Annotated in this window: 16 protein-coding genes; 7 read left to right on the top strand and 9 right to left on the bottom strand. The window is 60.9% G+C overall.

Annotated features, from left to right (window positions below; translation table 11 throughout):
• Window positions 1–199: 199 nt before the first annotated feature.
• Entirely contained in the window at window positions 200–436 is a 237-nt protein-coding gene (locus tag LIX91_RS06960) for a hypothetical protein (protein ID WP_010411190.1), read from the bottom strand.
• Window positions 437–593: 157 nt separating this feature from the next.
• A complete protein-coding gene (gene mqo / locus LIX91_RS06965; protein WP_044309634.1) occupies window positions 594–2,237 on the bottom strand; it encodes a malate dehydrogenase (quinone) in 1,644 nt (547 codons plus the stop codon).
• An 891-nt stretch (window positions 2,238–3,128) separates the two neighbouring features.
• On the opposite strand from mqo, the gene LIX91_RS06970 reads away from it, so the two are divergent.
• The 4 genes from LIX91_RS06970 to LIX91_RS06985 are packed head-to-tail and all read left to right on the top strand — an operon-like array spanning window position 3,129 to window position 7,989.
• Window positions 3,129–3,809, top strand: a complete 681-nt coding sequence (locus LIX91_RS06970) for a (2Fe-2S)-binding protein (RefSeq protein WP_226488229.1) — start codon at window positions 3,129–3,131, stop codon at window positions 3,807–3,809.
• Window positions 3,809–4,792 (top strand): FAD binding domain-containing protein, encoded by a 984-nt coding sequence (locus LIX91_RS06975; RefSeq protein ID WP_100071948.1) that lies wholly within the window; start codon window positions 3,809–3,811, stop codon window positions 4,790–4,792. The genes LIX91_RS06970 and LIX91_RS06975 overlap by 1 nt, the downstream gene beginning before the upstream one ends.
• Window positions 4,793–4,801: 9 nt before the next feature.
• Window positions 4,802–7,018: a xanthine dehydrogenase family protein molybdopterin-binding subunit gene (locus tag LIX91_RS06980; RefSeq protein WP_226488230.1), complete on the top strand. Its 2,217-nt coding sequence runs from the start codon at window positions 4,802–4,804 to the stop codon at window positions 7,016–7,018.
• A gap of 2 nt (window positions 7,019–7,020) precedes the next feature.
• Window positions 7,021–7,989, top strand: coding sequence for an XdhC family protein (locus LIX91_RS06985; RefSeq protein ID WP_046266647.1), 969 nt, complete (start codon window positions 7,021–7,023; stop codon window positions 7,987–7,989).
• Here the strand turns inward: LIX91_RS06985 and LIX91_RS06990 are convergent.
• Window positions 7,970–8,593 (bottom strand): NTP transferase domain-containing protein, encoded by a 624-nt coding sequence (locus tag LIX91_RS06990; RefSeq protein WP_003410132.1) that lies wholly within the window; start codon window positions 8,591–8,593, stop codon window positions 7,970–7,972. The genes LIX91_RS06985 and LIX91_RS06990 overlap by 20 nt on opposite strands.
• 140 nt (window positions 8,594–8,733) lie before the next feature.
• Here LIX91_RS06990 and LIX91_RS06995 point away from each other — a divergent pair, with 140 nt between their 5' ends.
• Entirely contained in the window at window positions 8,734–9,318 is a 585-nt protein-coding gene (locus LIX91_RS06995; RefSeq protein WP_003410134.1) for a flavin reductase family protein, read from the top strand.
• A 343-nt stretch (window positions 9,319–9,661) separates the two neighbouring features.
• On the opposite strand, the gene LIX91_RS07000 is transcribed toward LIX91_RS06995, so the two are convergent.
• Window positions 9,662–11,053 carry an aldehyde dehydrogenase family protein gene (locus LIX91_RS07000; RefSeq protein ID WP_100071946.1) on the bottom strand — a complete coding sequence of 464 codons (1,392 nt, stop codon included), beginning with the start codon at window positions 11,051–11,053 and terminating at the stop codon, window positions 9,662–9,664.
• Window positions 11,054–11,154: 101 nt separating this feature from the next.
• Here LIX91_RS07000 and ptrR point away from each other — a divergent pair, with 101 nt between their 5' ends.
• A complete protein-coding gene (gene ptrR / locus LIX91_RS07005; protein ID WP_003410140.1) occupies window positions 11,155–12,030 on the top strand; it encodes a putrescine utilization regulator PtrR in 876 nt (291 codons plus the stop codon).
• On the opposite strand, the gene LIX91_RS07010 is transcribed toward ptrR, so the two are convergent.
• The gene (locus LIX91_RS07010; RefSeq protein WP_032702872.1) at window positions 12,027–13,121 is read right to left on the bottom strand and encodes a tartrate dehydrogenase; all 1,095 of its coding nucleotides are present in this window, start codon (window positions 13,119–13,121) and stop codon (window positions 12,027–12,029) included. The genes ptrR and LIX91_RS07010 overlap by 4 nt on opposite strands.
• Window positions 13,122–13,245: 124 nt before the next feature.
• Here LIX91_RS07010 and LIX91_RS07015 point away from each other — a divergent pair, with 124 nt between their 5' ends.
• Window positions 13,246–14,160, top strand: coding sequence for a LysR substrate-binding domain-containing protein (locus LIX91_RS07015; protein ID WP_226488231.1), 915 nt, complete (start codon window positions 13,246–13,248; stop codon window positions 14,158–14,160).
• 21 nt (window positions 14,161–14,181) lie between these two features.
• Here the strand turns inward: LIX91_RS07015 and LIX91_RS07020 are convergent, their stop codons facing one another.
• The 4 genes from LIX91_RS07020 to LIX91_RS07035 are packed head-to-tail and all read right to left on the bottom strand — an operon-like array spanning window position 14,182 to window position 18,121.
• The gene (locus tag LIX91_RS07020) at window positions 14,182–15,336 is read right to left on the bottom strand and encodes an ABC transporter ATP-binding protein (protein WP_003410147.1); all 1,155 of its coding nucleotides are present in this window, start codon (window positions 15,334–15,336) and stop codon (window positions 14,182–14,184) included.
• Complete coding sequence (locus LIX91_RS07025) at window positions 15,333–16,148, bottom strand: ABC transporter permease (protein WP_003405538.1); 816 nt, start codon at window positions 16,146–16,148, stop codon at window positions 15,333–15,335. The genes LIX91_RS07020 and LIX91_RS07025 overlap by 4 nt, the downstream gene beginning before the upstream one ends.
• 6 nt (window positions 16,149–16,154) lie before the next feature.
• Window positions 16,155–17,111 carry an ABC transporter permease gene (locus LIX91_RS07030; RefSeq protein WP_226488232.1) on the bottom strand — a complete coding sequence of 319 codons (957 nt, stop codon included), beginning with the start codon at window positions 17,109–17,111 and terminating at the stop codon, window positions 16,155–16,157.
• On the bottom strand, window positions 17,096–18,121 hold the full coding sequence (locus tag LIX91_RS07035; protein ID WP_226488233.1) for an ABC transporter substrate-binding protein: 1,026 nt from the start codon (window positions 18,119–18,121) through the stop codon (window positions 17,096–17,098). Before LIX91_RS07035 ends, LIX91_RS07030 begins: the two co-directional genes overlap by 16 nt.
• Window positions 18,122–18,314: the final 193 nt, after the last annotated feature.

Here is an 18,314-nt window from a genome sequence, read left to right on the forward strand (position 1 = left end):
GGATGACGCGCTCTGCTGATACAAGCCAGAGATAGAAGGAAGTGGGTCACCATAACAGGTGCCCGTTGGACGCGTAGCTTTAACTGACTATGTAGGGGAAATGCCTGCAAGTTGGCAGGTGTGGGCCTTTGAGGCCATGCCTGCCATTTTTTAGCGAATTATCGGCAAGTGCTGGGTTGCTACAGGCCCGCTTGGGCAATCAGCCCTGGCCATTCAGCTTGCGCTCGAGCTCACGGTTTTTAGCGCGAAGCGTTTCGGCATCCTGCTCTTTTTCCTTGATGGACGTCGGGGTGATGACCTTGTCCACGCCTTCGGTTTCGGGATTTTCCTGCGCTATGTCCTTGTGCACCACATCGACCGGCTTGCCGGACTGGTCTGTGGTTGGCGCGGACTGTTCAGGCGTGTGGCTGGAAGGTTTGTCAGTATGCTTGCTCATTGCAGTTCCTCTCTGTGTGTCGTCCTGATTGGAGGAGCGAACGACGCGAAGAGTTCGACGTGTTTTCATGTGGGCAGGGTGTGCCTGCGCAACGGCGTACAAAAAAAAAGCCCCGCCAGACAAGGTCTGGCGGGGCTTTGCTCAAGCTGTGAAAGCCTTAGAGCGCCATGTCACTGGCTGGATTGCTTTTCGCTGGCTGGGCAGCAGGTGCAGGTGTTGGAGCATTACCTGTCTTGTTCACCGGTGGTGGCGGGGTCAGCTGCAGAACTTCGGATGTGTAAGCCCATTCCTCGGCAACACGGTCCGGATTGTTGTTCAGCTTGGTGCCATAGCTAGGCACGATCTGGTGCAGTTTTGCCTGCCATTCCGGAGTCGCTACCTTGTCCTTGAAGACTTTCTCAAGCACGCCCAGCATGATCGGCGCTGCAGTCGAGGCACCTGGCGAAGCACCCAGCAGGCCGGCAATGCTGCCGTCCTTGGAAGCAACGATTTCGGTACCCAGCTTCAGAACGCCGCCTTTCTCTTCGTCACGCTTGATGATCTGTACGCGCTGACCGGCTTGCATCAGGCGCCAGTCTTCTTTCTTGGCGTTCGGGAAGTACTGCTGCAGAGCAGCGAAGCGATCGTCGTCAGACATCATCACCTGACCGGCGAGGTATTCGATCAGCGGGTACTGTTCGATACCAACGCGAGTCATCGGCCACACGTTGTGCGTGGTGGTGCTGGTCAGCAGGTCGAAGTAGGAACCGTTTTTCAGGAACTTGGTCGAGAAGGTCGCGAATGGGCCAAACAGGATCACGCGCTTGCCGTCCAGAACACGGGTGTCCAGGTGCGGAACCGACATGGGTGGCGCGCCAGTCGACGCGATACCGTAGGCCTTGCCCATGTGCTGCATGGCCAGGGTCTGGTTGTCAGTGACAAGCCACGAACCGCCGACCGGGAAGCCGCCGTATTCCTTGGCTTCAGGAATACCGGATTCCTGCAGCAGATGCAGCGCTGCACCGCCGGCACCGATGAACAGGAACTTGGTGTCGGTCTCGGTGACAGTACCGTCTTTCAGGTTCTTGTACTTGACGCGCCAGGTGCCATCGTCGTTGTGATTGATGTCTTCGACTTCGCTCGACAACTGCAGATTGAAATTCTGCTTGGCTTTCAGGTTGGCGACGAACTGACGAGTGATCTCGCCGAAGTTGACGTCGGTACCGATCGGGCTCCAGGTCACGGCCAGCTTCTGCGCCGGATCACGACCTTCCATCATCAACGGGACCCACTTCTTGATCTGCTCGTGGTCTTCGGAGTACTGCATGCCGCTGAACAGCGGGCTGGCTTGCAATGCTGCGTAACGCTTGCGCAGGAACTGGATGTTGTTGTCGCCCCACACAAAGCTCATGTGCGGTGTGGAGTTGATGAACGAACGCGGGTCTTTCAGAACGCCGGTCTTGACCTGCCAGGACCAGAACTGACGGGAGATCTGGAACGCTTCGTTGATCTCGATGGCCTTGGAGATGTCGACGTTGCCGTTCTTGTCTTCAGGGGTGTAGTTCAGTTCGGCGAGCGCCGAGTGACCGGTACCGGCGTTGTTCCAGCCGTTGGAGCTTTCTTCGGCGACGCCGTCGAGACGCTCGACCATTTCCATCGACCAGCTTGGCTCCAGCTCGTTGAGCCACACAGCGAGGGTTGCACTCATGATGCCGCCGCCGACGAGCAGTACGTCGACTTTCTTGGTTTCAGCCGCCTGCACGGGCATCAGGCCCATGGAAATGGCCAGACCCAGGAGGGCCGTGTTCACTTTCTTAAACATTCTGTCATCCATCTGATAAACGCCATCCGCCGACTACTCCTGGGGAAACGGCCTGTCACATGCAGCGAAGCCTGCGACAAACACTCGCACCCACGGGGACTAGAGGTGGACATACAAGGCCAATATAATACCGCTCGAGACCTCAATTTATGTCCTGCTGCGCTGACTTCTTATCATCATTGGATTCAGCGTCATGAGTGACATTTGCTCTGTTGGCGTGCTGCGATGCCCGAGGGTCTTTCCCTCTGAGCCACTTGCGAAGACACACCTGGTCAGCCTGTTCACGGAGTCTGAGACGCCGCATCGGAGCATGGAGGCACGCTCGACGCGCAATTTTATCCACGCGTACTGCGACACACCCTCGGTGGCATACCGGCAAAGACGCGGTATTTTCGCATAATGTGCACCCCCGTTGCGAGGTGCCATCATCAAATTGGCCATGAATGCGTTGATTTAGACACTTCACAGCCTTCCACTGCCTATCTGTATCGGCATTTTCGTCCGGGCCTTTAGCCCTCAGACGGATATGGCCCTCACTCGGTCTGAAACTCTCCCCGAACAGCGCGTTTGTCCGGCTCTCGTGCATTGATGAGCCACGCTCATAACAGCGTGTGGCTTTGCCTGGCTAATCAGCGCGCCGACCTCCTGTTAGGGTCCGTATACGGCTGCCATGCCCGTGGCCGCAATGTTCGGATACAGACGTCCGTCAAACAGTTGGAACTTTAGAAGCGCAGACCAGTTAAACACTTGTAACGGGTGATAGCGTTTTGGCTTTGATTACCCCCCGAAAATAAAGGCAGCACGTCAGTGGACAGGAGTACGCCCGGGCCGCTGACCACACCATAACGCCCGTCGCTTTACAGCAGCGACGGCTATTACCGAGTGATCCTGATGACCGAACCCAAGAAGCACAAGGAAACTGCTGTCGACAGCAGCGCCGTGCAGCCCTCACGCCGAAACTTTCTGAAGTTCGGTGCCTCAGGCATTGCTGCGGCCACGCTGTCTACCTGGATCCCGTCCGACGGCCTGCTGCAGGCTGCGCCTCTGGCACCTGCGGCCCCCGTGGTCGAAGACAGTGACGCGTCCGCAGCGGGTGAGCAACGCATCCAGTTGAAGGTCAACGGCCAGGTTCATACCCTGAACGTGCCAGCCAATGCCGTTCTGCTCGACGTGCTGCGTGACCGTCTGCAACTGACGGGCACCAAGAAGGGCTGTGACCACGGCCAGTGCGGCGCTTGCACGCTGCTGGTCAACGGCCTGGCAATCAACTCCTGTCTGTCGATCGCCGTTCAGCATCAGGGCGACAGCATTACTACCATCGAAGGGCTGGCCGAGAACGGCAAGCTGCACCCGGTACAGGAAGCGTTCTGGGAACACGACGCCTACCAATGCGGTTACTGCACCTCCGGACAGATCATGAGCGCGGTCGCGATTCTCAAGGACCCGAACATTGCGTCCGACGACGCCAGCGTCAGAGAGGCCATGAGCGGCAATATCTGCCGTTGCGGTGCCTACAAGAACATTCTGTCTGCCGTGCAATCTGCGCGCTCGAAAATGGGAGGTGCTGCCTGATGCGAACTTTCGACTACGCTCGCGCCGCTTCGCCCGCGCAGGCTTTCAGCACAGCGTCCGGTGAAGGGCAACGCTTCTATCTGGCCGGTGGCACAACGCTGCTGGATCTGGTCAAGCTCGACGTGATGCAACCGCAGCAACTGGTGGACATCAACCATCTGGCGTTGAAGCAGGTCGAGTCGCTGCCCGATGGCCGCCTGCGCATCGGCGCGCTGGTCAGCAACACCGACCTGGCCAGCCACCCGCTGGTGCAGGAGCGCTATCCGGTTCTGTCCGAAGCGATTCTTGCCGGTGCTTCGACCCAATTGCGCAACAAGGCGACCACCGCCGGCAATCTCATGCAACGTGTGCGCTGCCCGTACTTTCGCGACGGTATTTCAGCCTGTAACAAGCGCCAGCCGGGCTCCGGTTGTGCAGCCATTGGCGGGATGAACCGTAGTGTGCACGCAGTGCTGGGCACCAGCGATCATTGTATTGCCACGCATCCGTCGGACATGTGTGTCGGCATGGCGGCCATCGGCGGGCAGGTTACCGTTCAGGGCGCCAATGGCTCGCGGGATATCCCGTTCGCTGATTTTCATTTGCTGCCTGGTGATACGCCAGAGCGCGAACATGCGCTGGCGCCCCATGAGCTCATCACCCATGTGACCCTCGACGCGCCGCTGTCAGGCAGCCGCTCGTCTTATCTGAAGTTGCGCGACCGTACTTCGTACCAGTTCGCCCTGGCGTCCAGTGCGGTGATTCTGGTGATGGACGGCAAACGCATTGCCGATGCGCGGATTGCGCTGGGCGGCGTGGGCACCAAGCCGTGGCGTGCCCTGGACGCCGAGCAAGCGCTGATCGGTCAGCGTGCCGACCTGGACACCTTTACGAAGGTTGCAGCGCTGGCGATGAAGGGCTCGCGGGCCTATGAACACAACGCCTTCAAGATCCCGCTGGGTCAGCAGGTCATTGTCCGCAATCTTCGTGACCTCACGGCCTAGGAATTTCTCATGAGCGAAAACATCATTGGTGTGTCGCAGCGTCGTATCGACGGCGGCAAGAAAGTCAGTGGTCAGGCGCGCTACGCCGCGGACCATCCGATGGGCAAGATGCTTTACGCCTATGGCGTCTACAGCACCATCTCCAACGGGCGCGTGGTGGCCATAAAGGATCAGCAGGCCAAGGCGATGCCTGGCGTGGTCGATATCTTTCATCACGACAACTTTCCCTCGCTGCACCGTACTCCGAACACCAAGCTGAGCTTTGCCAAGATGCTATCGGCCAGCAAGGCGGACGAGCATCGCCTGCCGTTCGAGGACGATCGCGTCTACTACCCTGGTCAGTTCGTGGCTCTGGTGGTGGCCGAGAGTTTCGAGCAGGCGAGGGAGGCGGCCTATCGCGTGACTGTAGATTACGACGAGCGTCCGGCGGTCAAGGACCTTGACGAGGGCATGCGCGTCAACGGCGCCCGCGATGGCGGTGCGGGGCACAATCGGGGTAACCCGGACAGCGCATTCGACGGCGCAAAAGTGAAAGTCGATCAGACTTACACCACGCCGGTTGAAGTGCATAACCCGATGGAAATGCACGCCAGCACCGCCTGGTGGCAGGACGGCAAGCTGTTTGTCTATGAAAGCACTCAGGGCGTGGTCAACCACCGCAACCTGCTGGCCAACGTCTTTGACCTTTCCCCCGACCGGGTGGAAGTGCGCGCGCCCTTCATCGGCTCGGGCTTTGGCGGCAAGCTGTGGCCGTGGCCACATTCGGTCGCGGCGTGCGCCGCTGCCAAGGTTACCGGGCGCCCGGTGCAACTGGTGCTGCCGCGTGCGCAGATGTTCACCACCGTGGGCCATCGTCCGGAAACTCGCCAGCGCCTTCGTCTGGCCACCGATGCGAGCGGCAAGCTGGTGTCGATTCGTCACGAGTCGTTCAACAACACCTCAATGCTCGATGACTACACCGAAAACTGCGGTGGCGTGACCAAAAGCCTGTATGCCTGCGATAACGTGCTGGTCAGCCACAAGATCAGCCCCATCAATCGCGGTACGCCGACCTCCATGCGCGCGCCGGGCGCGGCACCGGGTCTGTTTGCACTGGAGTCGGCCATTGATGAAATGGCCCTGGCCAGTGGCATGGACCCTCTGGCATTCCGCAAGCTGAACCTCTCTGACAAGGATCAGAGCGCAGGCCTGCCGTGGTCCAGTAACCACCTGCCTGAGGCCATCGACAAGGCCGCCGAACGGTTTGGCTGGCACGCGCGCAAGGCAGACGTCGGTTCGATGCGCGAAGGCGATGAAATCATTGGTTACGGCATGGGCGCCTGCAATTGGGAAGCCTATCAGGTGCCTACCGATGCGCGGGTCATTCTGCGTTCCGACGGCACGGCGCTGGCTCAGTGTGGCTTGCAGGATATCGGCACCGGCACGTACACCATCGTCGCGCAGACCGTCAGCCAGTTGACCGGCATTCCCATGGAGCGCGTCGAAGTGGAACTGGGCAGCTCGTCGTTCCCGGCAGGCCCGGTGTCCGGCGGCTCGTGGGTCACCGCCAGCGTGATGCCGGCGATTGCCGGCGCCACCCGCGAAGCGTTGCAGAAGCTGCGCCAGTACGCCGTCAGCAAGGATGCCGTGTTCGCCGGACAGGACGCCGAAGCGATCAAGGTCGAGAACGGCCAACTGGTCATGGGTGAACAGCGCGCAAGCTTCGTCGATGTGCTGAACGGCCAGCGCCTGTCGCGTGCAGAGGGCACTTTTCAGAGCGGCATGCCTGAGGCGGGCAAGTACTCATTCCGATCGTTCGGTGTGCATTTTGTCGAGGTGCGCTGGGACCCGGGCATTTCCAGTCTGCGCGTCTCGCGGGTGGTCAGCGCCATTGACGTGGGCAAAGTGGTCAACCCGCTGGCGGCCCGCAATCAGGTGGAAGGCGCGATTGTGATGGGCATCGGCATGGCCTTGTTCGAGGCCGGTGAATACGATCCGCGCAGCGGCATGCCGGTCAATAACAACTACGCCGAGTACGTGGTGCCGGTGCATGCGGATCAACCGGACATCGACGTCTTGCTGCTGGATTATCCGGATTACAACCTGGGTGAATTCGGCGCACGAGGCATCGGCGAGATCGGTGTGACCGGGCTGGCCGCAGCCGTGGCCAATGCGGTGTATCACGCGACGGGCAAACGGGTGCGCAGCCTGCCGATCAGCAAGGAAAAACTGATGGCAGGGTTGTAACGATGAAACAGCTTGATTTGCAGGTTGTACAACAGGCGCGGGACTGGCTGGCCAGCGGCAAGGCCGTCTGGTTGTGTACGGTTCTTTCCACATTCGGTTCGGCCCCGCGCGGGCCGGGTGCGATGCTGGTGGCGCTGGGCAGCGGCGAGCATCGTGGCTCTCTGTCGGGTGGTTGCGTGGAAGAGGACTTTCTCGAGCGCGTTGCCGCGGGGCAGTTCGAGCCGGTCAATCAGGTGGTTCGCTACGGCGACGGCGGTTTTGCGCCGACGCGGGCCTTGCCGTGCGGCGGTGTGCTGGATGTACTGATCGAGTTCATCGCGCCAGGGCCTGAAGCCGATGCACACCTGGCGGCCATCGAGCAGGCGCTGGCCGGTCGCGAGCTGGTCAGCAGGCAGGTGCAACTGGGTGGCGTGCAGAGAGCGATCGGGCCTGCGACGATGGGCGAGTCGCGTGTGCAGGTCGATGGCGAAAGCATCAGTATCCGCATGGGCGCGGTGTATCGTGTACTGCTCGCCGGACTGTCGCCAGTGGCAGAGTTCTGCGCCAGTTTTGCCGTTGCCATGGGCTATGAGGTGATCGTCTGTGACCCTCGTGTCGAGGTCACATCGGGGTTTTCCATGCCGGGTGTCGAGGTGCGTGGCGTGCTGCCTGCGGTGTTCATTGCCGAGGGCGGCTGCCACAGTTCGACGGCCGTTCTTGCTCTGACGCATGATCCGAAGCTGGATGATCTGAGCATGCTCGAGGCGGTACGTACCGAGGCGTTCTACATCGGCGCGATGGGCTCGATGCGCACCAGCAGCAAGCGTCTGGAGCGTCTGGGGCGCATTGGCGGGCTGGACGCTCAGGTCCTGGACCGGATCCACGCGCCCATCGGCCTGAACCTGGGCAGCAAGACACCTTCCGAGATCGCCATTGCGGTAATGGCCGATATCCTGCGGGTGGCCAACGGTGTCAGTCGTGCCGAGGTGTAAGGTGTTGCCGGCAGGCTTCTGCCAGCGCTGACGGGGTGTCGGCGTCGCGCAGGATGCCAGGGTCATCGCAGTGCAGTACGTCACATGCCTCGGGGTTGTCGATGATCAGGGCCTTCGCGCCCTGATCGCCTTCCAGCTTGAGCAGCGCTGGCCAGAACCGGCGGCCGATGATCACCGGATGGCCGCGTTGGCCCTCGTGCATGGGCAGGACGATGCGCTGAGGATCGGCCATTCTGGCCAGGTCATGCAGGGTCTGCGGCTGTATCCAGGGCATGTCCGCAAGAACAATGGCAACCGCATCGGCAGAGGAGTCCATCACCGCCGCAACGGCGCTCGCCAGGCTGTGGCCCATCCCCAGTTCGGCGTTTTCGCTGCGGATGATCGTGACGTTCGAGGCGATCCCCAGCGCATCCGCCTGGTCGTCAGGGCGCAATACCACCGCCGTTTTGCCGAATGCGTTTTGCGCGTTTTCCAGGCTTGCCGTGAGCAGGGTCCGCCCGCAGGGCAGAAGCGCCTGCCGTTTGTCACCGGCAAAGCGCCTGCTGCGCCCCGCTGCAAGGACCAGGGCGAACACTTCGGGGATCTGGCTGTCTATCCTGCTCAATCCGAAACCTTATGAGTGGGTGAAAGGAGAGGGCGCACGCGGCTTGCCCGTCGCACCCTGCAGTTCTGCTGATGCACGCACAATGCCTTATTTCGCTGCCTTGCCGGTAGCGGCACGAATCATGTTTTCGAGGGTTTCAAGTGGACAATCATATTCGTCCTGTCGAGCTGGAAAAAGCCTACCGTTTGCTCAACCACGGGCCGACCGTGCTGGTCTCATCCAGCCACGAGGGCACGCATAACGTTATGGCTGCGGCCTGGGCCTGTGCGCTGGACTTCTCGCCACCCAAGGTGACGCTGGTCATCGACAAGATGACCAAGACCCGCGGACTGGTGGAAAAGAGCGGCTACTTTGCCCTGCAGGTGCCCAATCTGGATCAATTGCAGATGACCTTCGACGTCGGCACTCAGAGCAAGGTTTTCACCCCGGACAAGCTGGACAAGGCCAATGTGGACCTGTTCCGCATTGACGGCCACGACTCGCCGCTGGTCGCAGGCTGCTCGGCCTGGCTGATCTGCAAGGTCATTCCCGAGCCGCACAATCAGCAGACCTATGACCTGTTCATTGGCGAAGTGGTTGGCGCCTGGGCTGATACTCGTGTGTTCAAAGACGGACACTGGGAATTTGAAAAAGCCGATCCGAAATGGCGCAGCCTGCATTACGTCGCGGGTGGGCATTTCTACACGATTGGTGAGCCTGCAGTGGTAGAAACAGGCGACGAGTAATCGCGATGTCTGGCTCTAACGATCTGCGCCTGCCGTAACGGCCTCTTCGTGAGCAAGCTCACTCCCACACAAGCACACTCATCGCTCCCACAGATGACCCCGTGGGAGCGAGCTTGCTCGCAAAGGCGGACTGGTTGATCAGCAAATTACTCAGCGGCTGCATCAGTCTCTTCGTGAGCAAGCTCACTCATCGCTGCCACAGATGCCCCCCGTGGGAGCGAGCTTGCTCGCGAAGGCGGACTGATTGATCAGCAAATTACTCAGCGGCTGCATCAGTCTATTCGTGAGCACCGCGGATCGCTGCCTCGGTCAGTCCCACAATGGCTGTGTATCAGCAGAACCCTCAGTGACGATCCCGCCATACGGTCTGCGCATTGCAGAACTCGCGTACACCGAAGTGCGACAGCTCACGGCCAAAGCCGCTTTTCTTCACGCCGCCGAAGCTCACGCGCGGGTCTGAAGCGCTGTAGCCGTTGATGAACACACCGCCGGTTTCCAGCTCCACGGTCATGCGCTCGGCCAGTTGCAGGTCGCGGGTATAAATCGTTGCGGTCAGGCCGAAGTCACTGTCATTGGCCAGCTCCAGGGCGTGCTGCGCGTCACGTGCGGTGATGATCGACGCTACCGGGCCGAACAGCTCTTGCCGGAACGAAGTCATCTTATCGGTGACGTCACCGAGCACGGTAGGCTGATAAAAATTGCCCTGGCCTTCGGCCTTTTTGCCGCCCAGCAACAGTGTGGCGCCTTCGGCGAGTGTGTCCTGCACCTGGGCATCCAGCTCGTCGCGCAGGTCGAAGCGGGCCATGGGGCCAATGTAGGTTTCGCTGGAAAGAGGATCGCCTGTTACCAGTTGACGTGTTTGCTCGACGAATCTGCGGGTGAACTCCTCGACCACGCCTTGCTCGATGATCAGGCGCTTGGCCGCTGCACAGACCTGTCCGGTGTTCTGGAAGCGGCCAATCACCGCGGCCTTCACCGCCTGATCCAGGTCCGCGTCATTGAGCACGATGAACGGGTCGGAACCGCCCAGTTCCAGCACGCACTTCTTCAGTGCCGCACCGGCCTGGGCGCCGATGGCCTGGCCGGCACGTACGCTGCCGGTCAGGGTGACGGCTGCGATGCGCGGGTCGGCAATGGCGTTTGAAACGCCTTCCGGGGTGACGTTGATGACCTCGAACACACCCTCAGGGAAACCGGCACGCTTGAACGCCTCGAGCATCAGGTAAGCGCAGCCCATGACGTTGGGCGCGTGCTTGAGAACGTAAGTATTGCCGGCCAGCAGGGTCGGAATCGCACCGCGCAGCACTTGCCAGATCGGAAAATTCCACGGCATTACCGCGAGAATCGGGCCCAGCGGTCGGTACTCGATCCGCGCCTTGTCATGCTCGACCTGAGTCGCTTCGGCCACCAGCATCGCCGGGCCTTGCGCCGCGTACCAGTCGCACAGCTGCGCGCATTTCTCGACCTCGCCTTTGGCCTGGGCGACGGGCTTGCCCATTTCCTGGCTGATCATGCGGGCAATGTTGTCGACGTCATCGCGCAGGGCCTGACCCATGGCGACGATCAGTTGCGCACGTTGCTGAACCGGCGTGCGCTTCCAGCCGGCAAAACCGGCAGCCGCCCGCGACAGGCTTTGATCCAGCGCGGCGGCGGATTCAAAGGCATAGTGGCCGATCTGCTCGCCGGTGGCAGGGTTGATCGAGATTGCATGGGTGTTGCTGGTGACAGTAGTCATTGCGCCATCCTGTTGAGGTGGAAGTGGGACCAGAATATAGACGTGCAATGCTTTGTAAAACTGAATAATAATGAGCATAACGTTCATGTTTGGAGAATGATATGGATCTGGTTCAGCTGGAGATCTTCAAGGCGGTGGCTGAACATGGCAGCATCAGCGCCGCGGCGCAGCACATCCACCGGGTGCCCTCGAACCTGACCACGCGCATCAAGCAGCTGGAGCAGGATCTGGGCGTCGACCTGTTCATTCGCGAGAAGCACCGCTTGCGCCTGTCTCCCGCAGGCTGGAATTTTCTCGACTACACGCGACGCATCCTGGATCTGGTGCAGGAAGCGCGCTCCGCCGTTTCCGGGGAGGAGCCACAGGGGCCTTTTGCACTGGGGTCGCTGGAAAGCACGGCTGCGGTCAGGATTCCTGCGCTGCTGGCCGCCTACAACCAGCAGAACGCCAAGGTCGAGCTGGACCTGTCTACCGGCCCCTCAGGAACCATGATCGACGGCGTGCTGGCCGGTCGACTGGTGGCTGCGTTCGTCGACGGGCCGGTGCAGCATCCATCGCTTGACGGCGTGCCGGTCTTCGAAGAGGAAATGGTCATCATCGCGCCGCTCAATCATGCGCCGGTCAAGCGCGGGCGGGATGTCAGCGGAGAGAGCATCTATGCGTTTCGTGCCAACTGCTCGTACCGCCATCACTTTGAACGCTGGTTCACCGATGACGCGGCAGTGCCGGGCAAGATCCATGAAATGGAGTCCTACCACGGCATGCTCGCCTGCGTCAGCGCCGGTGCCGGGCTGGCGCTGATGCCGCGCAGCATGCTGGAAAGCATGCCCGGCTGCGCCACGGTCAGTATCTGGCCGCTGTCCGAGAAGTTTCGCTACCTGCACACCTGGCTGATCTGGCGCCGCGGCACGGTGTCACGCAGCCTGACCCGTTTTGTGGAATTGCTGGAACAGCGCAGCGAGCCAGAGAATGTTTAACGGCCTGCAGAAACCCGCCCGGCAATCGCCGCACCGACTTGCTGAGTCGAAAGCGTGCCGCCCAGATCCGGCGTGACGTCGCCGTTGGCGATCACTTGCTCGATGGCGGTGATGATTTCGTCATGGGCCGCAGTGAAGCGCTGATCGCCCTGGCCGAGGAATTCGAGCATGAGCGCACCCGACCAGATCATGGCGATCGGGTTGGCGATGTTCTGGCCGAAGATGTCCGGGGCCGAGCCGTGAACCGGTTCGAACAGCGACGGGAAGTGGCGCTCGGGGTTGAGGTTGGCTGACGGCGCAATGCCGATGGTGCCTGCGCAGGCCGGGCCAAGGTCGCTGAGGATGTCGCCGAACAGGTTGGACGCCACCACCACGTCGAAGCGCTCGGGTTGCAGCACAAAACGGGCGCAGAGAATGTCGATGTGTTGCTTGTCCCAACTGATGCCGGGGTACTGGCTGGCCATCGCTTCGGTGCGCTTGTCCCAGTACGGCATGCTGATGGCCATGCCATTGGATTTGGTCGCCGAGGTCACGTGCTTGCGCTCGCGTTTGCTGGCCATCTCGAAGGCGAACTTGAGAATGCGGTCGACACCACGACGGGTGAACACCGATTCCTGCAGCACGAATTCGTTTTCGGTGTTTTCGAACATGATCCCGCCCAGCGACGAGTATTCACCTTCGGTGTTTTCCCGGACCACGACAAAGTCGATGTCGCCCGGTTTGCGATTGGCCAGCGGGCAGGGCACGCCGGGAAACAGCCGCACCGGACGGATATTGGCGTACTGGTCGAATTCGCGACGAAACTTGAGCAGCGAGCCCCACAGCGAGATGTGATCCGGAACCTTTTCCGGCCAGCCGACGGCGCCGAAGAAGATCGAGTCAAAGCCTTTGAGCTGTTCGAACCAGTCGTCCGGCATCATCTTGCCGTGTTTCAGGTAGTAATCGCAGCTGGCCCACTCGAAGTACTCGAACTCCAGTTCCAGCCCGTGCCGCGCGGCGGCGGCCTGCACCACGCGTACCCCTTCGGGCAGCACTTCCAGGCCAATGCCGTCACCGGCGATGGCAGCGATACGCAGTTTCTTGTTGTTCATGGTGGCGCTCTCTCTGAATCGATCCATTACGGGTGTGGGATGAATGAGTTGCACAGGCCATCCATGCTATAAGCGCACGATATAAAGATAATCGGCTGATTAATGCACTGAGAAAACACGAATCGTGAATAAATACCCCAGCTTTGATGATTTGAATGTGTTCGTTCATGTGGCCCGGCGTTCAAGCTTTGTCGGGGCTGCTGATGAGCTGGGCATGTCCGCTGCTTACGTCAGCAAGCGCATCCGTTTGCTGGAGCAGGGCATGGGTGTGGTGTTGCTGCACCGCTCGACCCGGCAGGTGTCGATTACCGAAGATGGCGAGCGCGTCTACGAGTGGGCCAGGGGGATGCTCGATTCAGTGCAGCAGATGGGCGAAGAGGTGGCGGCATTGCATGGCGAGCCGAGTGGCTTGTTGCGGGTCGTGAGCAGTCAGGGCTTCGGCCGGCGTTTCGTCGCGCCGGCGTTGTCGGAACTGGCGGCGCGTTATCCGAAGCTGGATATCCGTCTGGACATTCAGGACCGGCTGGTCGATCTGATCGAAGAGGGCGTCGATCTGGATATCCGCGTCGGCAACGAAATCGCCCCGCACCTGCGCGCCAGGCATCTGGCCAGCAACTGGCGGGTCTTGTGCGCGAGCCCCGGCTACCTCAACCTTCACGGCACGCCGCTTAATCTTGGCGAGCTGGCCAATCACGATTGCCTGGTGATCAAGGAGCGCGACCGGCCGTTCGGCATCTGGCACCTCAACGGGCCGCAGGGTGCCGAAACTGTCAAGGTGACCGGCAGCCTGTCTACCAACCACGGCGAAATCGCCCGTCAGTGGTGCCTGGACGGGCGCGGGGTGTTGCTGCGTTCGCTGTGGGATGTGCGCACTGATCTGGCCGAGGGCCGGTTGGTTCAGGTGTTGCCGGATTACCGCCAGGATGCAGACATCTGGGCGGTGCACACCTCGCCGCTGATGAGTTCGGCCAAGGTGCGCGTCACGGTGGAGTTTCTGCGCGACTACCTTGCCCTGCATCCTTCGCCCGTCAACCACTGAGGCACGCCACGCCACGCAGCGTCAGTGCGTGCCGGCCGCCTTGTTCAGGTCGCTGTCGGTCCACTCGGTGTAGATGCACGCGTCTGCGGCTGCCCAACGCACGCGCACCGGGTCGCCCGCCTTGAGTGACATGCCGTTCGCGGAAAGCGCCTTGACGGTCATGGCAGTGCCTCCGGCAGTGACCACCGAGCACGTCTGGCTCTCGCCGAGGAAAAGCACTTCAGTAACCGTGGCGTTCACCTCATTCCAGCCTGCTTCGAGCGGCATGGCGGCTGCCTGGGACACGCTCAGTGCCTGGGCTTTCTCCGGGCGCACCATCAGCAGCACGTCCTGATCGGTCTTCAGCCCTGCGGTCAGGCGAATCGCCAGTGTGCTGCCTTCGAAGGTCGCCACGGCATTGCCCTGGGCCTTGAGCCTGAGGAAGTTCGAGTTGCCGAGAAACGAGGCGACGAAGGCATTCGGCGGATCCTGATACAGGTCATAGCCCGAGCCCAGACCGACGATCTTGCCATGGCTGAAGATGGCGATGCGCTGTGATAGACGCATGGCTTCTTCCTGGTCATGGGTCACGTAAACGATGGTGATGCCCAGCCGGCGATGCAACTGACGCAGTTCGTCCTGCAGGTCTTCGCGCAGTTTCTTGTCCAGTGCGCCCAGAGGCTCGTCCATCAGCAGGATGCGCGGCTCGTAAACCAGCGCCCGGGCGATGGCGACCCGCTGCTGCTGGCCGCCAGACAGTTGCGAAGGGCGACGATGAGCGAAGGCTTCGAGCTGAACCAGCTTGAGCATCGCATCGACTTTCTTCTCGCGCTCGGCCGCAGGCAATTTGCGGATCGCCAGCGGAAAGGCAATGTTGTCGCGTACCGACAGGTGCGGGAACAGCGAGTAGCGCTGGAACACCATGCCGATGTCACGCTTGTGCGGCGGCACATTCACCAGCGATTTGCCGCCTACCAGAATCTCGCCCGAGCTGGGCGTTTCGAAGCCGGCGAGCATCGACAGCGTGGTGCTTTTTCCCGAGCCGCTGGAGCCCAGAAAGGTCAGGAATTCACCGTCCTGGATGTCCAGGGAAATGTCGTCGACGGCGGCGAAATTTCCGTAGTGCTTGTTCAGATTACACAGGCTGACCAGTGTGTTCTGGTGCTGATGGGCGGGGTCTTTGATCACGGCACTCATGAAGTACTCCTGGCTTCGTTGCGGCGACGCAGGGTCGCGGCGATGAACATGATCAGCACCGACAGGGCGATCAGCAGCGTTGAGGCGACGGCGATGACCGGCGTCAGGTCCTGACGCAGGGTGGTCCACATTTTCACGGGAAGGGTTTGCAGGGTCGGGCTGGCCATCATCACGCTCAACACCACCTCGTCCCACGACACCAGAAACGCAAACAGCGCGCCGGCCATCATGCCCGGCCGGATGCCGGGAAAGGTCACCTTGTAGATGGCCTGCAAGCGTGAAGCGCCGCAGATGACCGCGGCATCCTCGATGGACTGGTCGAACAGCTTCAGCGAATTGATGATCGAGATGATGGTGAACGGCAGGGCGACGATCACATGGCTGACGACGAAGGAAAACAGCGTGCCGGTGTACCCGAGCTTGAGAAACAGCGCGTAGACCGCGACAGCGATGATCACCAGCGGCACGATCATCGGCAGTGTGAAAACGCCGTACAGAAAGTCACGCCCCGGAAACCGGCCACGCACCAGCGCGAACGCGGTGGGCAGGCCCAGCGCCACCGAGGCGAGGGTGGTCAGGATCGCGACCTTGAAGCTGGACATGGCCGCGGCCATCCAGTCCGGGTTGGAAAAAAACTGCTGATACCATTTCAGCGTCCAGCCGGGCGGCGGAAACACCAGCCACTGCGACGAACCGAACGACAGCAGAACGATGAACAGGATCGGCAGCAACAGGAACAGCGCGATCAGGGCGGTGGTCAGGTACAGGCCCGTACGCAAGCCGGGGCTCATGGCATTGGGTGTCAGGAGCATGGCGGTTTACCTCGTGTTGCTGGCGCCGACCGGTGATTCCGGCTGGAGCTTCAGGTAGAAGTAGAACAGCACCAGCGTGATCAGCACCAGCAACGCAGCGGCGGCACTGGCCAGCCCCCAGTTGAGGAACGATTGCACCTGCTGGACGATGAATTCGGGCAGCATCATGTTCTGCGCGCCGCCGAGCAGCGCCGGGGTGACGTAGTAACCGAGCGACATGACAAACACCATCAGGCCTCCGGAAAACAGCCCCGGACGGCACAGTGGCAGAAACACTCTGAAAAAATTGCTCCACGGGCTGGCCCCGCAGATCGAACCCGCCTGCAGCACCATCGGATCGATGGCCTGCATGGTCGCCTGCAACGGCAGGACGATGAACGGAATCATGATGTAGCTCATGCCGATCACCACACCGGTCAGGTTGTGCACCATTTCCAGCGGTTGATCGATGATGCCCATGGCCATCAAGGCCTTGTTGACGACCCCGGAGGCCTGCAACAGCACCAGCCACGAATAAGTGCGGGCCAGCAAGCTGGTCCACATCGACAACAGCACGATATTCAGAATCCAGCGTCCCCAGCCGCGTGGCACCAGGGTGATCACCCAAGCGAGCGGGAAGCCAAGCAGCAGGCTGAACAGCGTCACCAGGCCCGCTACGGAAAAGGTATTGAGCAGCACCCGCGAGTAGGCCGAGTTGGCAAACAGTTGCTCATAGTTGCCAAGGCCCGGCACCGGTTCAAGCACGCCCCGCAGCAGCAGTGCGATCAGCGGGGCGAAGAAGAACAGCCCGAGGAAGATCAGCGCCGGAAGCAGATTACGGCTGCCGCGCCAGCGCTGTGCGAGGGAAGGGGATGGCAGCATGCCCGGCGCCTTCTGGCTGGCCGTGCCAGCGGTGCTGGAAGCACCCCCGGCCGGCATGGATTGACGAGGAGCAACCGCTGTCATTTTTACTTGACCAGCCATTCGTTCCACCGTGTCGCGATATCAGCGCCATTCTTGGCCCAGTATGCGAAGTCGAGAGTGATTTGATCGGCAACGTGCGCGGTCGGCAGGTTAGGTGCCAGCGTAGAGTCCAGGCGCGCAACGCTCTGGGTATTGACCGGGGCATAGGCACTGAGGTTGGAGAAGTCCGCCTGGCCTTTGGCGCTGGTCGCATTGGCGATGAACCTCATCGCGGCGTCCTTGTTTTTTGCGCCCTTGGGGACGACCAGAAAATCCGCCATGACCAGGTTCTGCTTCCAGCTCACCCCCACCGGGGCGCCATCCTGTTGCAGGGCGTAGACCCGACCGTTCCACATCTGCCCCATCGACACTTCACCGGAGGCCAGCAGTTGCTGGGACTGCGCACCGCCGCCCCACCAGACGATATCCTTCTTGATGGTGTCGAGTTTTTTGAAGGCGCGGTCGAGGTCCAGCGGGTAAAGCTTGTCGGGGGCTACACCATCGGCCAGCAGGGCCAGTTCCAGCACGCCGGGGCTTGGCCACTTGTACAGCGCGCGCTTGCCCGGGTAGGTCTTGGTGTCGAACATCGCGGCCCAGTCACCCGGCGCCTTGCCGCCGACTTTGCTTTCGTTGTAGCCGAGCACGAAGGAGAAGAAGAACGAACCGGCGCCGTGGTCAGTCACGAAGCGTTTGTCGATCTCGTCGCGCTTGATGGTGTTGAAGTCCAGAGGCTCTAGCAGGCCCTCGCTGGCGGCGCGCAGGGCGAAGTCGGCTTCGACATCGACAACGTCCCACTGCACGTTGCCGCTTTCAACCATGGCCTTGAGTTTGCCGTAGTCGGTAGGACCGTCCTGCACGACGGTGATGCCACTGGCCTTGCTGAATGGAGCCGCCCAGGCCTCCTTCTGGAAGTCCTGCGTGGAGCCGCCCCAGCTCACGAAGTTGACGCTCTCGGCGGCAATAGCGGCGACACTCGAGAAAGCCAGCACGCCAGCGGCCAGGACTGCTGTTGCACGTTTGTTCAACACCATTTTTACGCCCTCATTTGTTGTGTTTTGAGCGGGCTTTTCTTGCCCGCGTAATCGGGAGCAGTAGGTCCAATGGGCCTTGAAACCTTGTACGGGTCAGGTGCTGTTATTGGTGCTGTCCCTTGCAGGGTGCGTCTGACCAGATCTTGTATTTATGGAATGTCATATTATGGTATTCCAAACTTTCTGCAAGCGT

The sequence above is a fragment of the Pseudomonas sp. B20 genome (genome assembly GCF_020515755.1).
GTDB classification, from domain to species: Bacteria; Pseudomonadota; Gammaproteobacteria; order Pseudomonadales; family Pseudomonadaceae; genus Aquipseudomonas; species Aquipseudomonas syringae.

Bases quoted from the DNA above. Each gene is read 5' to 3' on its own strand.
- LIX91_RS06960 (WP_010411190.1), bottom strand. From the start codon at position 436: ATGAGCAAGCATACTGACAAACCTTCCAGCCACACGCCTGAACAGTCC.
- mqo (WP_044309634.1), bottom strand. From the start codon at position 2,237: ATGTTTAAGAAAGTGAACACGGCCCTCCTGGGTCTGGCCATTTCCATG.
- LIX91_RS06970 (WP_226488229.1), top strand. From the start codon at position 3,129: ATGACCGAACCCAAGAAGCACAAGGAAACTGCTGTCGACAGCAGCGCC.
- LIX91_RS06975 (WP_100071948.1), top strand. From the start codon at position 3,809: ATGCGAACTTTCGACTACGCTCGCGCCGCTTCGCCCGCGCAGGCTTTC.
- LIX91_RS06980 (WP_226488230.1), top strand. From the start codon at position 4,802: ATGAGCGAAAACATCATTGGTGTGTCGCAGCGTCGTATCGACGGCGGC.
- LIX91_RS06985 (WP_046266647.1), top strand. From the start codon at position 7,021: ATGAAACAGCTTGATTTGCAGGTTGTACAACAGGCGCGGGACTGGCTG.
- LIX91_RS07000 (WP_100071946.1), bottom strand. From the start codon at position 11,053: ATGACTACTGTCACCAGCAACACCCATGCAATCTCGATCAACCCTGCC.
- ptrR (WP_003410140.1), top strand. From the start codon at position 11,155: ATGGATCTGGTTCAGCTGGAGATCTTCAAGGCGGTGGCTGAACATGGC.
- LIX91_RS07010 (WP_032702872.1), bottom strand. From the start codon at position 13,121: ATGAACAACAAGAAACTGCGTATCGCTGCCATCGCCGGTGACGGCATT.
- LIX91_RS07020 (WP_003410147.1), bottom strand. From the start codon at position 15,336: ATGAGTGCCGTGATCAAAGACCCCGCCCATCAGCACCAGAACACACTG.
- LIX91_RS07025 (WP_003405538.1), bottom strand. From the start codon at position 16,148: ATGCTCCTGACACCCAATGCCATGAGCCCCGGCTTGCGTACGGGCCTG.
- LIX91_RS07030 (WP_226488232.1), bottom strand. From the start codon at position 17,111: ATGGCTGGTCAAGTAAAAATGACAGCGGTTGCTCCTCGTCAATCCATG.
- LIX91_RS07035 (WP_226488233.1), bottom strand. From the start codon at position 18,121: ATGGTGTTGAACAAACGTGCAACAGCAGTCCTGGCCGCTGGCGTGCTG.